The 14,262-nt window shown below is 71.2% G+C and carries 14 protein-coding genes and 2 pseudogenes; 6 read left to right on the top strand and 10 right to left on the bottom strand.

Features of this window, described 5'->3' with window-relative positions; genetic code table 11:
- The coding region (locus tag AC0B61_RS36370; protein WP_471746707.1) for an IS110 family transposase at window positions 1–488 on the bottom strand (488 nt) is incomplete at its 3' end.
- Between the two features lie 333 nt (window positions 489–821).
- On the opposite strand from AC0B61_RS36370, the gene AC0B61_RS36375 reads away from it, so the two are divergent.
- Complete coding sequence (locus AC0B61_RS36375; protein WP_471746708.1) at window positions 822–1,646, top strand: IS5 family transposase; 825 nt, start codon at window positions 822–824, stop codon at window positions 1,644–1,646.
- Here the strand turns inward: AC0B61_RS36375 and AC0B61_RS36380 are convergent.
- The 6 genes and pseudogenes from AC0B61_RS36380 to AC0B61_RS36405 all read right to left on the bottom strand — a co-directional run bounded on the left by AC0B61_RS36380 (window position 1,612) and on the right by AC0B61_RS36405 (window position 6,291).
- Complete coding sequence (locus AC0B61_RS36380) at window positions 1,612–2,109, bottom strand: hypothetical protein (RefSeq protein ID WP_471746710.1); 498 nt, start codon at window positions 2,107–2,109, stop codon at window positions 1,612–1,614. The two genes, AC0B61_RS36375 and AC0B61_RS36380, sit on opposite strands and share 35 nt — an antisense overlap.
- A gap of 311 nt (window positions 2,110–2,420) precedes the next feature.
- Window positions 2,421–2,849, bottom strand: coding sequence for a hypothetical protein (locus tag AC0B61_RS36385; RefSeq protein WP_471746711.1), 429 nt, complete (start codon window positions 2,847–2,849; stop codon window positions 2,421–2,423).
- Between the two features lie 74 nt (window positions 2,850–2,923).
- A pseudogene (locus tag AC0B61_RS36390) lies at window positions 2,924–3,082 on the bottom strand (IS110 family transposase); the annotation flags it as partial.
- 33 nt (window positions 3,083–3,115) lie between these two features.
- Window positions 3,116–4,311 (bottom strand): annotated as a pseudogene (locus tag AC0B61_RS36395) (IS3 family transposase).
- A gap of 319 nt (window positions 4,312–4,630) precedes the next feature.
- Window positions 4,631–5,386 carry an ABC transporter permease gene (locus AC0B61_RS36400; RefSeq protein WP_471746712.1) on the bottom strand — a complete coding sequence of 252 codons (756 nt, stop codon included), beginning with the start codon at window positions 5,384–5,386 and terminating at the stop codon, window positions 4,631–4,633.
- A complete protein-coding gene (locus AC0B61_RS36405; protein ID WP_471746713.1) occupies window positions 5,383–6,291 on the bottom strand; it encodes an ATP-binding cassette domain-containing protein in 909 nt (302 codons plus the stop codon). The genes AC0B61_RS36400 and AC0B61_RS36405 overlap by 4 nt, the downstream gene beginning before the upstream one ends.
- 503 nt (window positions 6,292–6,794) lie before the next feature.
- On the opposite strand from AC0B61_RS36405, the gene AC0B61_RS36410 reads away from it, so the two are divergent.
- The 3 genes from AC0B61_RS36410 to AC0B61_RS36420 all read left to right on the top strand — a co-directional run bounded on the left by AC0B61_RS36410 (window position 6,795) and on the right by AC0B61_RS36420 (window position 9,831).
- On the top strand, window positions 6,795–7,400 hold the full coding sequence (locus AC0B61_RS36410) for a thioesterase II family protein (protein ID WP_471746715.1): 606 nt from the start codon (window positions 6,795–6,797) through the stop codon (window positions 7,398–7,400).
- 199 nt (window positions 7,401–7,599) lie between these two features.
- Window positions 7,600–9,009, top strand: a complete 1,410-nt coding sequence (locus AC0B61_RS36415) for a class I adenylate-forming enzyme family protein (protein WP_471746717.1) — start codon at window positions 7,600–7,602, stop codon at window positions 9,007–9,009.
- Between the two features lie 39 nt (window positions 9,010–9,048).
- Entirely contained in the window at window positions 9,049–9,831 is a 783-nt protein-coding gene (locus AC0B61_RS36420) for a carbon-nitrogen hydrolase family protein (RefSeq protein WP_471746719.1), read from the top strand.
- 188 nt (window positions 9,832–10,019) lie between these two features.
- On the opposite strand, the gene AC0B61_RS36425 is transcribed toward AC0B61_RS36420, so the two are convergent.
- Window positions 10,020–10,670 (bottom strand): DUF1453 domain-containing protein, encoded by a 651-nt coding sequence (locus AC0B61_RS36425; protein WP_471746721.1) that lies wholly within the window; start codon window positions 10,668–10,670, stop codon window positions 10,020–10,022.
- A gap of 78 nt (window positions 10,671–10,748) precedes the next feature.
- Here AC0B61_RS36425 and AC0B61_RS36430 point away from each other — a divergent pair, with 78 nt between their 5' ends.
- Window positions 10,749–11,495: a TetR/AcrR family transcriptional regulator gene (locus tag AC0B61_RS36430; protein WP_471746723.1), complete on the top strand. Its 747-nt coding sequence runs from the start codon at window positions 10,749–10,751 to the stop codon at window positions 11,493–11,495.
- A 71-nt stretch (window positions 11,496–11,566) separates the two neighbouring features.
- Here the strand turns inward: AC0B61_RS36430 and AC0B61_RS36435 are convergent, their stop codons facing one another.
- Window positions 11,567–12,316 (bottom strand): response regulator transcription factor, encoded by a 750-nt coding sequence (locus AC0B61_RS36435; RefSeq protein ID WP_471746725.1) that lies wholly within the window; start codon window positions 12,314–12,316, stop codon window positions 11,567–11,569.
- A gap of 260 nt (window positions 12,317–12,576) precedes the next feature.
- Between AC0B61_RS36435 and AC0B61_RS36440 the strand changes: the two genes are divergently transcribed.
- Window positions 12,577–13,728 (top strand): sensor histidine kinase, encoded by a 1,152-nt coding sequence (locus tag AC0B61_RS36440; protein WP_471746726.1) that lies wholly within the window; start codon window positions 12,577–12,579, stop codon window positions 13,726–13,728.
- A 65-nt stretch (window positions 13,729–13,793) separates the two neighbouring features.
- On the opposite strand, the gene AC0B61_RS36445 is transcribed toward AC0B61_RS36440, so the two are convergent.
- Window positions 13,794–14,262 (bottom strand): acyl-CoA carboxylase biotin carboxyl carrier protein subunit (locus AC0B61_RS36445; protein ID WP_471746728.1); only part of this gene is annotated, 469 nt, incomplete at its 5' end.

Below are 14,262 nucleotides of genomic sequence, written 5' to 3' on the forward strand. Positions count from 1 at the left end.
GAGATTCCGGTCAGCACGTCGCGAAGCCGGTTGACCATCCGCACCCGGTCGGCGACCAGGTCGGCGCGGTGGGCGACCAGCAGCGCGAGGTCGGAGAGCAACTGGGCGGGCACGTCCACGGCGGCGAAGTCCCGTCGCACACGCGAGGTCTCCGCAATCACGAACGCATCGCGGGCGTCGGTCTTCGCCTCGCCCCGGTAAGCTCCGGCCATCCGGTTCACCGTACGGCCCGGGACGTAGACGGGCTTCTGCCCGTGCGAGGCGAGCAGGGCCAGCAGCAGCGCGGACGCGGTGCCGGACAGGTCGGTCGCCCATTCCACCGCGTCAGCCATGGCCAGCGCCTCGGCGATCGCTTCCAGGATCGCTGCCTCGTCGTTGTCGATCTTCTTTGACCAGACCTGGAACCCCAACTCGTCCACCGCAGCCGCCCAGTGGTGGCCCTTGCCCGCGTCGACCCCCACCCAGATCCGGGCCCGTCGCTCTGTCATCCGATGCTCCCCACGCCGAACCAGCACTCGTCGGCCCGAAGAACACCCCGCCGTCAGCTCCGTAAACAGCGACCAGGACGCAGATCTCAATCAGCGGTCAGGGCGCCCCGAAGAGCCGGACGGCCACTCCTGGAGAGCCACCAACGGCAAGCCCTGTTCAGCCACATCCGGCCCTCCCGGGCCGACCAACACCTTACGGAGGCCCTGTTGCCGCTTTTGTATGCCGTCGCCGGAGTCGGCCGCAACTCCGTTCCCCCAAGGTGTGACTGCTTCGCGCACCGGTACGGCAACGCGGGCGACCACCGCGATCGTGTTCGACGCTACGACAGCGACATGACCGACGCCGAGTGGGCGGCGGTGCGTGACCTGCTGCCGGTGCCGGCATGGATGAGCGGCCAAGGCGGGCGGCCGGAGGGCTACTGCCACCGCCAGATGCACGACGCGATCCGCTACCTCGTCGACAACGGCGTCAAATGGGCCGCACTTCCCGCAGACTTCCCGCCCTACAAGCGGGTCCACGCCTTCTTCACCCGCTGGTGCGACACCGGCCTGCTGACCGAGTTCCACGACCGGATGCGCGCCGCCGTCCGCACCGCGCACGGCCGCGCCCCCGAGCCGACCGCGGCGGTCATCGACTCCCAGTCGGTCAAGGCCGCAGCCAGCGTGCACAGTTCGACGCGCGGCTGGGACGGTGCGAAGAAAATCAACGGCCGCAAGCGACACCTGGTCGTCGACACCCTCGGCCTGCTCCTGATGATTCTGGTCACGCCCGCCGACGCCGGCGACCGGGCCACCGCAGCCGACATGCTCCCCGCACTGAAGGCCAAGTTCCGCCTCCTGCACAGGATCTGGGCCGACAGTGGCTACACCGGCGACCTGGTCACCTGGGCGAAGACCAAGCTCGCCCTGGTCGTGGAGATCGTCAAGCGCACCGACGACCTGTCCGGGTTCCGCGTCGTCCCGCGCCGCTGGGTGGCGGAGAGGACGTTCGGCTGGCTCATGCGATCACGCCGCCTCGCCCGTGACTACGAGACCCGCGCCGACAGCGCCCAGGCCGTGATCCTGTGGTCCATGACCATGGTCATGAGCCGGCGCCTCGCCCGCCACCGCCGGGCCCGCAGTCTCACCCCGCGCTCCCGGATTGCCGCCGCGGCATGAACCGGCTCCCGGACCCGTCGACCTCCAGCCAGCCCCGCTCCACCAGCCGCCTCGCCTTCTGCCGCAGGTTCTCCGTCACCGCCGAGACGGGCTCCCGGCCGACCGCGACCGCCACCTCCCGCATGGTCAGGCCGACACCACCCTGCCCGCCGGACTCCACCGCCTCCACCAGCCGCCGGTAGTCCGGCGCCAGCGCGTCCACCGGACCCAAACCCTCCCGCCACACCGGCACCACCGCCCCCTTCGGCGGCACCCGCGCCCCCGCCTGCCCCGGCCCCGCGTCATCCCCGGCCGGGGCAAGCGCCTCGGCCAACTCCTCCACCGCCACCACCCGCCGCTCCAACACCGCACTCGCCGACCTCAGCTCACCCCCGAGGCGCTCCAACTCGGCCTCCAGAGCCTCCACCCGCGCCCGGGCGGCCTCCCGACGCTCCTCCAACAACCCCGGCGGCGACGGCGGCATCACACACTCCGTTCCGACCTCGACAACTCGACGCCGAAACCCTGCCGCCCCACCCCGCACACCATGCCTGAACAGCGAAAAGTCATACACCGCAAGCGGATTGCGGATGCCTTCTGATCCCTGAGCACTTCCATCGGACGGCCTATCCCGCTGTCGGCGGCGGCTGAACCGGGTTCAGGCGCGGATTTTGTGAAGTCGATAGTGGTCCGCGTGGTGCGGCCACCCCCGTCCGGGTGGTGCGGCTACCCCTCCTGCCGGAACGGGCCAGCGCGCCTGGGCGCGGCGTGCTCCGCCCCGGTGGCGGGCCGTTGTCAGGCGTGGGTGTGGGGGACGGGTTCGCCGGTGAGGGTGTCGGTCAGGGCCCGGGTGCCGAGAGGCTGATGTAGGACGACCGTGAGCTCGGCGATGCCGCCGTCCTCGCATCCGACGTCCGGGCCCGAGGCGTCCCGGCGCCTGAGCAGCAGGGTGACCTGCTCGGCTGTCTCCCGGGCCACCAGGTCGGGCTTGTAGTCGCAGCCGCTCCAGGCGACCTCCATCGAGACGGTGCGGTCGTCCGCCGCCATGGTGGTGTTTTTTGTGACCGGGTCGGCGGGCTCGACGCGGCGCAGGACCGAGGCGTCCCGCCGCGTGTAGGGGAGTGGGTAGTCGGATTCACCGCCCCATAGGACGTAGCATGCCGCCACTCCCGCCCCGATCAGCACCACTGTGGCTATCCAGCTGTCGCGCGCCGCCATTTCCATCCCCCGGCCTTCCCTGTGTCGTCGATCAGGGTAGCTGCCCGGATGAGTGCCTGGCGGGAAGCTCCTATAGATCGTCAAGCGTTCTGCGGGAGCGATTCGGTGGTTTGGATCGTGTGGGGTAGGTGGCGGTAGATCTCGCGGGCGACGAACCGTTTGAGGCAGCGGATGATGTCCTTCTTGACCAGGCCTTCGGCGGTGCGTCGGGCGACGTAGTCCCGGGTGCGCTGGTCGTAGTGAGGTGACCCCTGGAACGTGGACACAGGGGTTCATGCTGCGAGTGAGAGTCTAGCGTGCGTGTGGTGTTGCTGTTCGAACTCGATCGGTGAGAGGTAGGACAGCGTGCTGTGGCGACGGCGGGCGTTGTATTAGGTCAGCCACTGGAAGATCTCCAGTCTTGCCTGGCTCATCGTCAAGAACAGCTTCCTGTGCATCATCTCTCGCTTCAGTCCTTGCCACAGGCTCTCGGCCAGGGCGTTGTCGTAGCTCGAGCCCACCCGACCCATGCTCCTGCGGATCCCGTGCCGGTCGCAGACCTCGGCGAACGCGGCTGAGGTGTATTCACCTTGCGCTCCGCGGTCGGAGTGAAAGACCACCCCGCGCACGTCGCCGCCGCGGGCGCCGACCGCGGACCGGACGGCGTCGATGACCAGGCCGGCGCGCATGTGCTCGGCGAGCGACCAGCCCACGACCCGCCGCGAGTGCATGTCGATCACCGTCGCCAAATACATCCACGAGCCGCCGACCGGCAGGTACGTGATGTCCCCGCATCAGCGCACGTCCGGCGCCGACGGGGCGAACACCCGCCCCACCAGATCCGGAGCCGGCGGCACCCTCCGGTCCGCGACCGTCGTGCGGACCGTGCGCCGCAGATGCCGGCCGGCGATCCCGCGCTCGCGCATCAGCCGGGCAACGCGCTTGTGGCTGACCACACCGTGCCGCTCCCGCAGTTCGCGGGTGATCCGTGGAACGCCGTAGGCACCGTTCGACTCGCTGTGGATCTCCTCGATCCGAGCGCCCAGGTCCTCGTCGGCGGACCTGCGCGCGGCCCGGGTGGCCGCCGCAGCGATCCACCGGTAGAAGCCGGACGCGGAGACGCCCAGCACCCGGCACAGCCGCTGTACTCCGTACAGGTCACGATGGTCGGAGATGAACCGCCAGCGGCCGGTCATCGGCCCATCTCCTTGGCAAAATACTGGGCTGCCTTCCGCAGGATCTCCTTCTCCAGCTCCAGCTCACGGACCTGCCTGCGCAGCCGGCGCAGTTCCTCGCGCTCCGCCGGGCTCAACGGGCCCTCACTGCCCACACCCGAAGTCGCCTCGGCGCGTGACCGCGCGACCCACTGGCGCAGCGATTCCGGGTTGACTCCCAGCTCGCGCGCCACCGACGGGATGCGCCGCCCGCTGGACTCCACCATCGCCACCGCGTCCCGCTTGAACTCCCCCGAGTACCTCGCAGTACCCATGAGGACATCCTCTCCACGGACCCCAAGATCCGCTTCTCAGAAGTGTCCACTCTTCGGGGTAAAGCCCAGACTGCGCAGATCCCGCTACCGAGGCCTGGCGAAGACCGGCCTCCAGCACCAGCTCACCGGCGCCGCCATCAACCTCGCCCGCATCGACGCCCACCTCACCGAAACGCCCCGGGCTCGCACCCGCACCAGCCACTTCGCAGCACTTCGCCCCGCCGAGCTGACACTCGGTGGGGCGAACAAGCAGGGCCCGAATTAACCAACAGCATCCGGTCGCTCGCGGGCCCAGGGCTTCGACGGGGGTGGGGGCGGGTCAGCCCTGTTCCCGGTTGATGACCCGCATGCCCCAGAGGCCGAAGATGACGACCAGGCTCAGGGCGGCCAGGGTGCCGGTGGCGGTGGTCTGGGTGGCGTAGTGGCCCGCGGCGATGTCGCGAAGGGCGTCCGCGACGTGGGTGAGCGGGTTGGCCCGGGCCAGGGTGTGCAGCCAGTCCGGGGCGTTCTGCATGGGCAGCAGGAGCCCGGAGAGCAGCATGAGCGGCACCAGGACCATGCTCAGCAGCGGGGCGAAGCGGTTCTCCTGCTTGAGGATCAGCGCCAGCGCGTAGGAGGAGCAGGCGATTCCGGCACAGAGCACGGCGGAGAGTGCCAGGAGCAGCAGCACCGCCAGGACGGAGGCGCGGAACCCGAAGGCGGTGGAGACAGCGAGCAGCACGGCGCCCTGGATGCCGGTCTGGGCGAGGTCCCCGAGGACACGGCCGGAGAGCAGCGCGGCCCGGCTGACGGGGGCGACGCGCAGCCGCTCCATCACGCCGGAGCGCAGTTCGGGGGTGATGGAGAAGCCCGCGTAGGCGGCGCCGAACAGGGTGAGCTGCATCAGCATGCCGGGGACGAACCACTGCCAGGCGTCGATGTCCCCGGGGAGGGTGTTCTTGAGCAGGGGGCCGAACAGCACGAGGTAGACGAGCGGCCCGGACACGCCGACGAGCAACTGGGCGGGGCTGCGCACCCAGGGGCGGACGGAGCGGACGAAGATGTGCCGGGTCTGCTGGAGGTAGTGCACCGTCATTCTCCCTGGTCTTCGGCGTCGGGGGTGGTGTCGGTGTCCCGCAGGCTGCGGCCGGTGAGGGTGAGGAAGACGTCGTCGAGGGTGGGCCGCTGGGCCTGGACCTCGTGCACGACCAGTCCGACCCGGTCGAGTTCGCGCAGCAGCTCCGGGAGGACGGTGGAGCTGAGCGGCACCCGCACCCGCAGGACCCGTCCGTCGACGACGGCGACGTCGCGGGCGCCGGGCAGGCGGCCGGCGATCTCCGCGGCGGCGGCCGGATCGCTGGTGCCCAGGGTGACGAGGTCGCCGGCGATCTGGCTCTTGAGCCCGTCGGGGGTGCCCTCGGTGATGATGGTGCCGCCGTCGATGACGAGGATGCGCTCGCAGAGCGCGTCGACCTCGTCGAGGTAGTGCGTGGTCAGGAACACCGTGGTCTCGTGCTCGTCGCGCAGTGACCGGATGTGGTCCCACAGGTTGCTGCGGCTCTGAGGGTCGAGCGCGGTGGACGGCTCGTCGAGGAAGACGAGTTGGGGCTGATGCAGGACGCCCATGACGATGTCGAGGCGCCGGCGCTGACCACCGGAGAGGGTGGAGACGATCCGCCGCTCCATGCCGGACAGGTCATACCGGTCGAGGAGTTCGGCGACCCGGGTCTTCGCGGCGGTGGTGCTCATGCCGTACAGCCGGGCCTGGGTGATCAGTTCCTCGCCGACGCGCTGGTCGCTGCCGGCTCCGTTGCCCTGGCCGACGTAGCCGATGCGCCGGCGCACGCCGGCCGGGTCGGAGAGCAGGTCGCACCCGGCGATCACGGCTTCGCCGGAGGTGGGGCGCAGCAGGGTGGCGAGCATCCGCAGCGTGGTGGTCTTGCCGGCGCCGTTCGGGCCCAGGAAGCCGACCAGTTCGCCGTCGGCGACGTCGATACTCACGCCACGAACGGCCGCGACTTCCTGTTTCCCGGAACGGAACGTTTTGGCAAGGTCTCGTACCTTGATCATCTGCGATGCCTCATCCGGTCGTGCGCAACTGCCTTCGGGCATGGGAACATCACGCCGTGCGCATCGATAGAAACGGCAGCGGTCCTCGCCCGTGCGATGCGCTGCTGGGGGTGTGATGACACGCACCACATCACGGTGCGTGCACTGGGAACGTAACGGCCGTCTTTCCGGCCGGACAACCCCTAGTCGCCCCAGCGCGGGAAGGGGACGTCGACCGCCTCCCTCGCCACGGCGCCGCCACCGGCCGCCGGCAACCGCTCCGACGAGGCCCGATGGCGACCGGCCGGGGACCGGGACGCTGCCGACGGCCGATCTCCACCCGGGTTTAGACCCTGGGGTAGAGGTCGCCGGTGCCGACAAGCCGTAGTGTCAGCGGCACTGAACGTGAACTCCACCCGAAGCCGGCCCCACGAGCCCCTGGAGGGACGAATACCGTGATCTTGGACACCCGCGGTGATGTGGACCTCATCAACATCCGACACCCGATGTCGCCCAGCACGTTCCGCATGGCCTTCTTCCCCCATCTCCTCGATTCCCCGCTGCAGTTGCTCGACCTCGCGGAGCTGCTGCTGCCGACGGTGGAGGTGCTGGCGTTCCAGCACCCCGGCGCGCACGACATCGACGGGCCACCGCGGATCGGCGGAGTGGCCGACCTCGCCGACCGGGCGTTCACGACGCTGACCGCGTGGACGGACCGGCCACTGGCCCTGTTCGGCTACCGGGTCGGGGCCGAGGTGGCCTTCGAGGTGGCGAAGCGGCTGGAACGGGAGGCCGGCGTCGTTCCGGCCACCCTGTTCATGGCGGACCGGAGGGGCTTTGCCGGGAACGGTCCCGAACTGCGCTGCCCGGTGGTCGCCCTGACCCGGGAGCAGTCTCCCCGGGTGGCGGCCGAGTCGGTCCGTTCCTGGGAGTCCTGCACCACCGGCCCGTTCTCGCTGGAGGTCTTCCCTCGGACGGACGGCACGCCGGACGGCTACTGCCGGCAGGTCGCCAACCTGGTGCACGACCAGCTCATCTCGGGTGAGAACAAGGGGCTCTAGGGGCGGCTAAGGGTTTCCTGGGCGGGACGCGGCTCCCTACCGTCTTCGGTGGGGACCGTGTTGACGTGCCGGTGGTGAACCGGAGGTCCTCTCAACCGTCCCGGACGACGACGGCACGTATGCCTCGGGCGGCTTCCTGCCCGGTTCGCGGCCACACGCGTCGGTCGCCGCCGGGCCCGAGGAAGGAAGCGCCCGACCAGTGACCTCGAAGATCTACGGCCCCGACACGGTGCTGACTCTCCCCGCGTTCGAACAGGAGGCCTTGCGCATCGCCGAGGCCCTCCGCGAGCGCGGTGTCGGCCCAGGCCAGCGTGTGGTGCTCAAGGCGGGGAACTCGGTGGCCTGGCTGGGCACACTGCTGGGCCTCATGCACGCCGGGGCCTCCATCGTGCTCGTCGACCAGCAGGAGACGGCGGAGGAGACCGGCCGGATCATCCGGCGGACCGGGGCCAAGGTGGTCCTGGTCGACGAGGACTCCCCGATCGACCCCTCCCACGACCCGGTGCACCTCTACGAACTCCTGGTCGCCGCGGCCGGCCGGGAGACCGTCGAGCGCGAACTCGACGTCACGGCCTGGGGCGTGATGCCGGACGGCCTGATCATGTGGACGTCCGGCTCCACCGGCCAGCCCAAGGGTGTCGTGAAGGCGGGCGGCAAGTTCCTCAGGAACCTGGAGCGCAACGCCCACCAGGTCGGCCACGTGGCGGACGACGTCCTGCTGCCGCTGCTGCCCTTCTCCCACCAGTACGGGCTGTCCATGGTGCTCATCGCCTGGATCACCCGGAGCTCCCTCGTGGTCGCCCCCTACAAGCGGCTCGACCGCGCGCTGCGGATGGCCGGTGACACCGGTGCGACCGTCATCGACGCCACGCCCGCCAGCTACCGCTCCATCCTCAACCTGATGGGCCGCAAGCCGGCCCTGCGGGCGCACTTCGAGCGGACGCGAATGTTCTGCGTCGGCGCGGCCCCGCTGGACGGCACGCTGGTCGAGCGGTACGTGGCCGAGTTCGGGCTGCCGCTGTTGGACAGCTACGGCAGCACCGAACTCGGCAACATCGCCTTCGCCACCCTGGAGAACCCGGTCGCCACCGGCCGGGCCATGGAGGGCATCGCGCTGCGCGTCGTCGACGAGGACGGCCGCCCGGTGCCCGCCGGCCAGGCCGGTGAGATCGAGGTGGACACCCCGGACGGCATGGAGGGCCACCTGGCCGAGGACGGGTCGCTGCTGCCCGGCCCGACCGGCTGGCAGCGCACCGGTGACCTCGGCCACCTGGACGAGCACGGCAACCTCTTCGTGCTCGGCCGCAAGTTCGCCATCGACCGGATGGGCTACACGCTCTACCCGGAGCTGATCGAGCGCAAGGTGGCGGCCGGGGGCTGCTCGGTCCGGATCGTTCCGCTGCCCGACGAGCGCCGCGGTTCGCAGCTGGTCTTCTTTGTCGAGGACGAGGAGGGGCGGGAGGCGGCGTACTGGAGGGAGGTCGTCCGTGGCATGCTGGCGACCTACGAGCAGCCTGACCGGGTCGTCGTCCTGGACCGGTTCCCGCTCAACCGCAACGGCAAGCCGGACAAGCGGAAGCTGGAGCAGCTGGCACAGGAACAGCGATAGTGGGCACAGCGGCCACCCGAGATCCCGGAGGTTTCCCCAGTGAAAATCGCCTGCCTTCAGGCCGTGTCCGGCACGAGAGGCGCCCGGCAGTCGTACGAGCAGCTGCGGGAGGCGGCGCGCCGCGCGGCCGAGGAGGGGGCCGCGCTTCTGGTCGCCCCCGAGATCTCGATCGGCGGCTACCCCCTGCTCCCCGGCGCCCGGAACGAGGCCGCCGGGCCGGTTGACGGCCCGCAGTGCGCCGAAGTCTCGGCCATCGCACGGGAGTTCGGCATCGGGCTGGTCCACGGCTGGCCGGAGACGGACGGCGACGCACTCTACAACTCGGTCCGCCTGGTGGACTCTCACGGTGACACCCTCGCGGTCTACCGCAAGACGCACCTGTACGGGCGCGCCGAGCGCGCCCTGTTCACGCCGGGCGACACCGCCGTCGTCCAGGCGTCCTTCGGCGGTCTGACCGTCGGTCTGCTGATCTGCTACGACGTGGAGTTCCCGGAGACCGTCCGGGCGCACGCGCTCGCCGGGACGGAGCTGCTGCTGGCGCCCACCGGGCTGATGCGGCCCTGGGAGTTCGTGGCCCGCACCCTGGTGCCGGCCCGCGCCTTCGAGAGCCAGCTCTACGTCGCCTACACCAACTGGGTGGGCGAGCACGGCGGTCTGGACTTCTGCGGCCACACCACGGTGGCCGCGCCGGACGGCACCGCCGTGCACCTGGGCGCCGACGCGGGCCTGCTGTTCGCGGACGTCGACCCGGCGGTGGTGGCCGGGGCGAGGGCCGCGACCACGTACCTGGAGGACCGGCGTCCGGAGCTGTACCCGGCTTGATCCGACACGGGCTGCGGGCCCGGGGGCGGCGCCGCCCGAGCCGGAGGTGCCGCCCCCGGGCGTTTCCGGGTCAGGACGTTCCCGGGCGTCCGGGTGCCCGGGAACCCGGGCGCCCGACCGGTGGGTGACGCGCGAGAGGCCCGGCCGAGGGGATCCCCCCGGCCGGGCCTCTCGCGGCACTCCGCCACTCAGCGGCGCTTGAACTTGTCGATCCGGTCGGTGTACTCGTCCAGGATGCTGCCGCCGGAGCGGTACCGGTCCAGGAGGCTGCCGCCCGGGCCCCGGCCCTGCCCCGGTCCCTGCTGGCCGCCGGTCCGGTCCTGCCCCTGGCCTTGGTCGCCACGGGCCGTGTACTTGTCCAGCAGGCTGGGCTTCTCCGGGGCGAAGGTGCCGCCGCTGCGCAGGCCGCGGTAGCCGATGACGAGCGCCTCGCCGAGGAAGCCGATGCCGATGGAGAGGTTCATCGGGCGGGCGTCCTCGTGCATGCCCATCTTCTTGGCGAGCAGGCCGTAGAGCGCGGAGGCCACGAAGGCGACGACGATGACCAGGAAGGTCTTCGGCGTGTAGCGCTGGTGCAGGATGTCGTTCTTCTCGAAGACCACGACCGTGGAGCCACGCACCAGGCCGAAGCCGAGGCTGATGACGGAGCCGCCGATGACCCAGGCGATGTCCGAGCCGTTGAGTTCCTTGACCTCCGCGACGGACCAGATCCCGAGCGCGGTGAGCACCACCGCGGGGCCGAACAGGTCGCGGACGTTGATGGGTTCGCCGATCAGGCGCTTGATGATCAAGGCGACAGCGCCCACGGCGATGATCGCCACGAGTAGCCAGGTGTTCACTGATTGTGCCCCTTTGTTCCCGGGTCGCCGCTCGGCCTTGCCGACCTTAATTTAGCGCACCCGTGCTATAACAACAACATGCCGAAGGTCGTCGCCCCCGAAACCCGCCGCCAGGACGTGGCGCGAGCCGTACTGCGCCTCGTGAGCAGGGATGGTCTGGAACATGCCTCACTTCGCAACATCGCCGAGGAAGCCGGGTTGGCGATCGGCTCGGTGCGGCACTACTTCGACAACCAGGCCGATGTCATGATCTTCGCGATGGAGGAGCTGCAGCGGCGCGTCGACACCCGCATCCGCGCCCACGCCGACAAGTTGCTGGACCGGGACGCCGGCATCGACCGGCGCGCCGTCACCGAGGCACTGCTGGCGGAACTGCTGCCGCTGGACGAGACCCGGCGCGAAGAGACCGTGCTGTGGCTGACGTTCATGTTCGCCTCCCGCACCAGGCCGGAGTTCAGGCCGGGCGCGGCCCGGATGCAGGACGCCGCCCGCCGACTGGTCTCCCGCGTCCTGGACGAGGCACGGCTGGCCGGCGCGCTGCCCGCGGGGCTCGACACAGCCCTGGAGGCCGGGCGGTTGGCCGCCCTCCTGGACGGCCTCGCCCTCGGGATGGTCCCGCAACCGGGCGGCATCGAACCTTCGATCGCCCTGCGGATCCTGCGCCGGCACCTGCGGGACCTGGCCGTCGGCGGCTCGGGCACGGGCGGTGCGGCGGACGGCGATCAGACCCCCGACGATCCGGCCCATGGTGACCTGCTCCGGGACGGCCCGGCCCTCGGCGGCCCGGCCCTCGGCGGCCCGGCCCCCCTCGGCGGCCGGGATTGAGCCGCGGAGGGGGGCCAGGCCGGGGCGGCCAGACGGAGCTGACCCGGCGTCATCGTGCTCGCCCCGGCGGCTCAGGACCGGTCGAGGCCCTGCCGGAACACGTAGCGGACCGCGTCCGCCCGGTTGCGCGCGTCGATCTTGGCGAAGACGTTGTTGATGTGCGTCTTGACCGTCGCCTCCTCGATGAACAGCGTGCCGGCGATCTCCGGGTTGCTCAGCCCCTCCGCGATCAGCCGCAGCACGTCGACCTCGCGGTTGGTCAGACCGTCCGGGAAGGCCTTCCGGCGGCCGCCGCGGTCCTTCGCCCGGCGGGCTGCGGGGACCGCGGCCGCCGGGGCTGCGGGGGCCGCCGGGGCCTGAGGCGGGACCGGCGGCGAGGCGGCGAGCGCGGCGGCCAGCCGGCGGGTCACCGACGGGTCGAAGGTCGACTGGCCGTGCGCGGAGTTGCGGATCGCCATGGCGATCTGCTCGCGGTTCGCGTCCTTGGTGAGGTAGCCGCGCGCCCCGGCGCCGAGCGCGGCGGCGATCGACTCGTCGTCGGCGTACGTGGACAGCGCCAGCACGGTCACCTCCGGGTGGTTCGCGACGATCCGCGCGGTGGCCTCGGCACCCCCGCCCCTGGGCATCCGCAGGTCCATCAGGACCACCTGCGGGGCGGTCCGCGCCACCATCTCCACTGCCTCCACGCCGTCCGCGGCGCCGCCGACGACCTCGATGTCGTCCATCAGGTCCAGCAGGGACATCAGCCCCTCACGGACGATCTGCTGGTCGTCGACGACCAGTACCCGAACCGGGCCGGCCGGTCGTTGCGTTTCGCTCATGTGCGTTCCCCGAGGTCGTACCGTTGGCGTCGCCGTGGTGTACCGCCCGGCGGTGGACCGGGCGATGTGACGACGCGTCTCCTGTTCTCCTGCCCCGACGGCCAGGACACCGCAAGCTCCACCGGGCCGCCCGCCTCCGCCGTCCCGCCCGTGGAGTGCCCGAGGAGCGGCGGGCGATCACCCGCGCCGACATCCCCGTCCACGGCGGACGGCCCGCTCACCGGGCTGTGGCCCACCGCCCCCCTTCCGGAATGGTACGCATGACACCGAAGCCCGACGGCGGCCACTTCATCGACCGGATCGCACCGGGGTGGTTGGTCGTCCAGTGCCTCGGCACTGTGGTCCTGGTCGTGACCCTGGTCACCGCCCGCGAGGACAGCCCGCACATCTGGGCCGCCTACACCTTCAGTGCCGTCACCTGGGTCCTGTTCATCGCCCTGGACCGCACCCACCCGGGGATCGCCGCCGCCATGCTGGCCGCCAGCGCGCTGCTGCCCGCCCTAGTGGTGGGCAGCGCCGACGACACCACCGCCGTCATCGTGCTCTGCGTGGCGCTCGCCCGGTTCACCGCGCTCACCGGCCCGCCAGGGCAGCTGAGCGCCGGCGTGATCATGATCTGTCTGGCGCTGACCTGGATCAGCTGCGCACTGGCCGGCCGGCCGCTCGGCGTCGTGCTCGGCCACACCCTGCTGGTCCTGCTGCTCGCGCTCATCGGCCTGAACCGCCGGCAGTCCCAGCTGCGCGCCGAACAGGCCGAGCAACTGCTGGAGCAGACCCGGCTGGTGCAGCGGGAACAGGCCCGCGGCGCCGCTCTCGCCGAGCGCACCAGGATCGCCCGCGAGATGCACGACGTGCTGGCCCACTCGCTCGGAGCCCTGTCCGTCCAGCTCAAGGTCGCCACCGCGCAGATCGAGAAGGGGGATGCGGAAGGAGCGCTCGTCAGGGTCCGGCGCGCCAACCGGCTCGCCGACGAGGGCCTCACCGAGGCCCGCAACGCGGTCGCCGCGCTGCGGGACGGCGTACCGCCGATCGAGGAAGCGATCGAGCAGCTCGCCGCCGAGCACCGGCTCAACCACCCCGGCGAGGTACGGCTGCTGATCACTGGACAGGCCCGCAGCATCGGCCCGGCCGCTGCGGTGTCGCTGGCCCAGGCCACCCGCGAGGCGCTGACCAACGCGGCCAAGCACGCGGTGGGGGAGCGGGTGGAGATCTCGCTGGCCTTCGGCCCGGAGACGGTGCGGCTCAGTGTGGAGAACCGGACCCGCAACGGCCGCCGGTCGGACGTCGACCACGTCCCGGGCTACGGGCTGACCGGGATGCGCGAGCGGATCACCCTGGTCGGCGGCACCCTCGTCGCCTCCGCGGAGGACGGCGACAAGCGCTGGGTGGTGGTGGCCGAGGTGCCCGCTTGACGGACGGGCCCCCGGCGCCCCCGCCCGGAGTGCCGGACGGGGGCGCCGGGGGTTCGGCAGACGGGTCAGTCCTTGATCTCGCAGATCACGGAGCCGGCCGCGATCGAGGCGCCGACCTCGACCGAGAAGTCCTTGACGATGCCCGAGCGGTGGGCGTTGATCGGCTGCTCCATCTTCATGGCCTCCAGGACCACGATGAGGTCGCCCTCCTCGACTCGCCGGCCGTCCTCGACGGCGACCTTGACGATGGTGCCCTGCATCGGCGAGGTGAGCGATTCGCCCGACACCGCCGCCGCGGCCCTGCGGTTCGCCTGCCGGCGCGGAGCCTTCCGGGCACCCCCCGCGCCGCCGGTCGCCGCGGCACCGAAGGCCTCCGGCAGCGAGACCTCCAGGCGCTTGCCGCCGACCTCGACGACCATGGTCCGGCGGACCGTGGTCCCGGCCTCCTCGCCGTCGCCGGCCGCGCCCGCGAACGGCGGGATGGTGTTGTGGAACTCGGTCTCGATCCACCGGGTGAAGACCGTGAACGGCGCG

The sequence above is a fragment of the Kitasatospora sp. NPDC023385 genome, assembly GCF_055664045.1.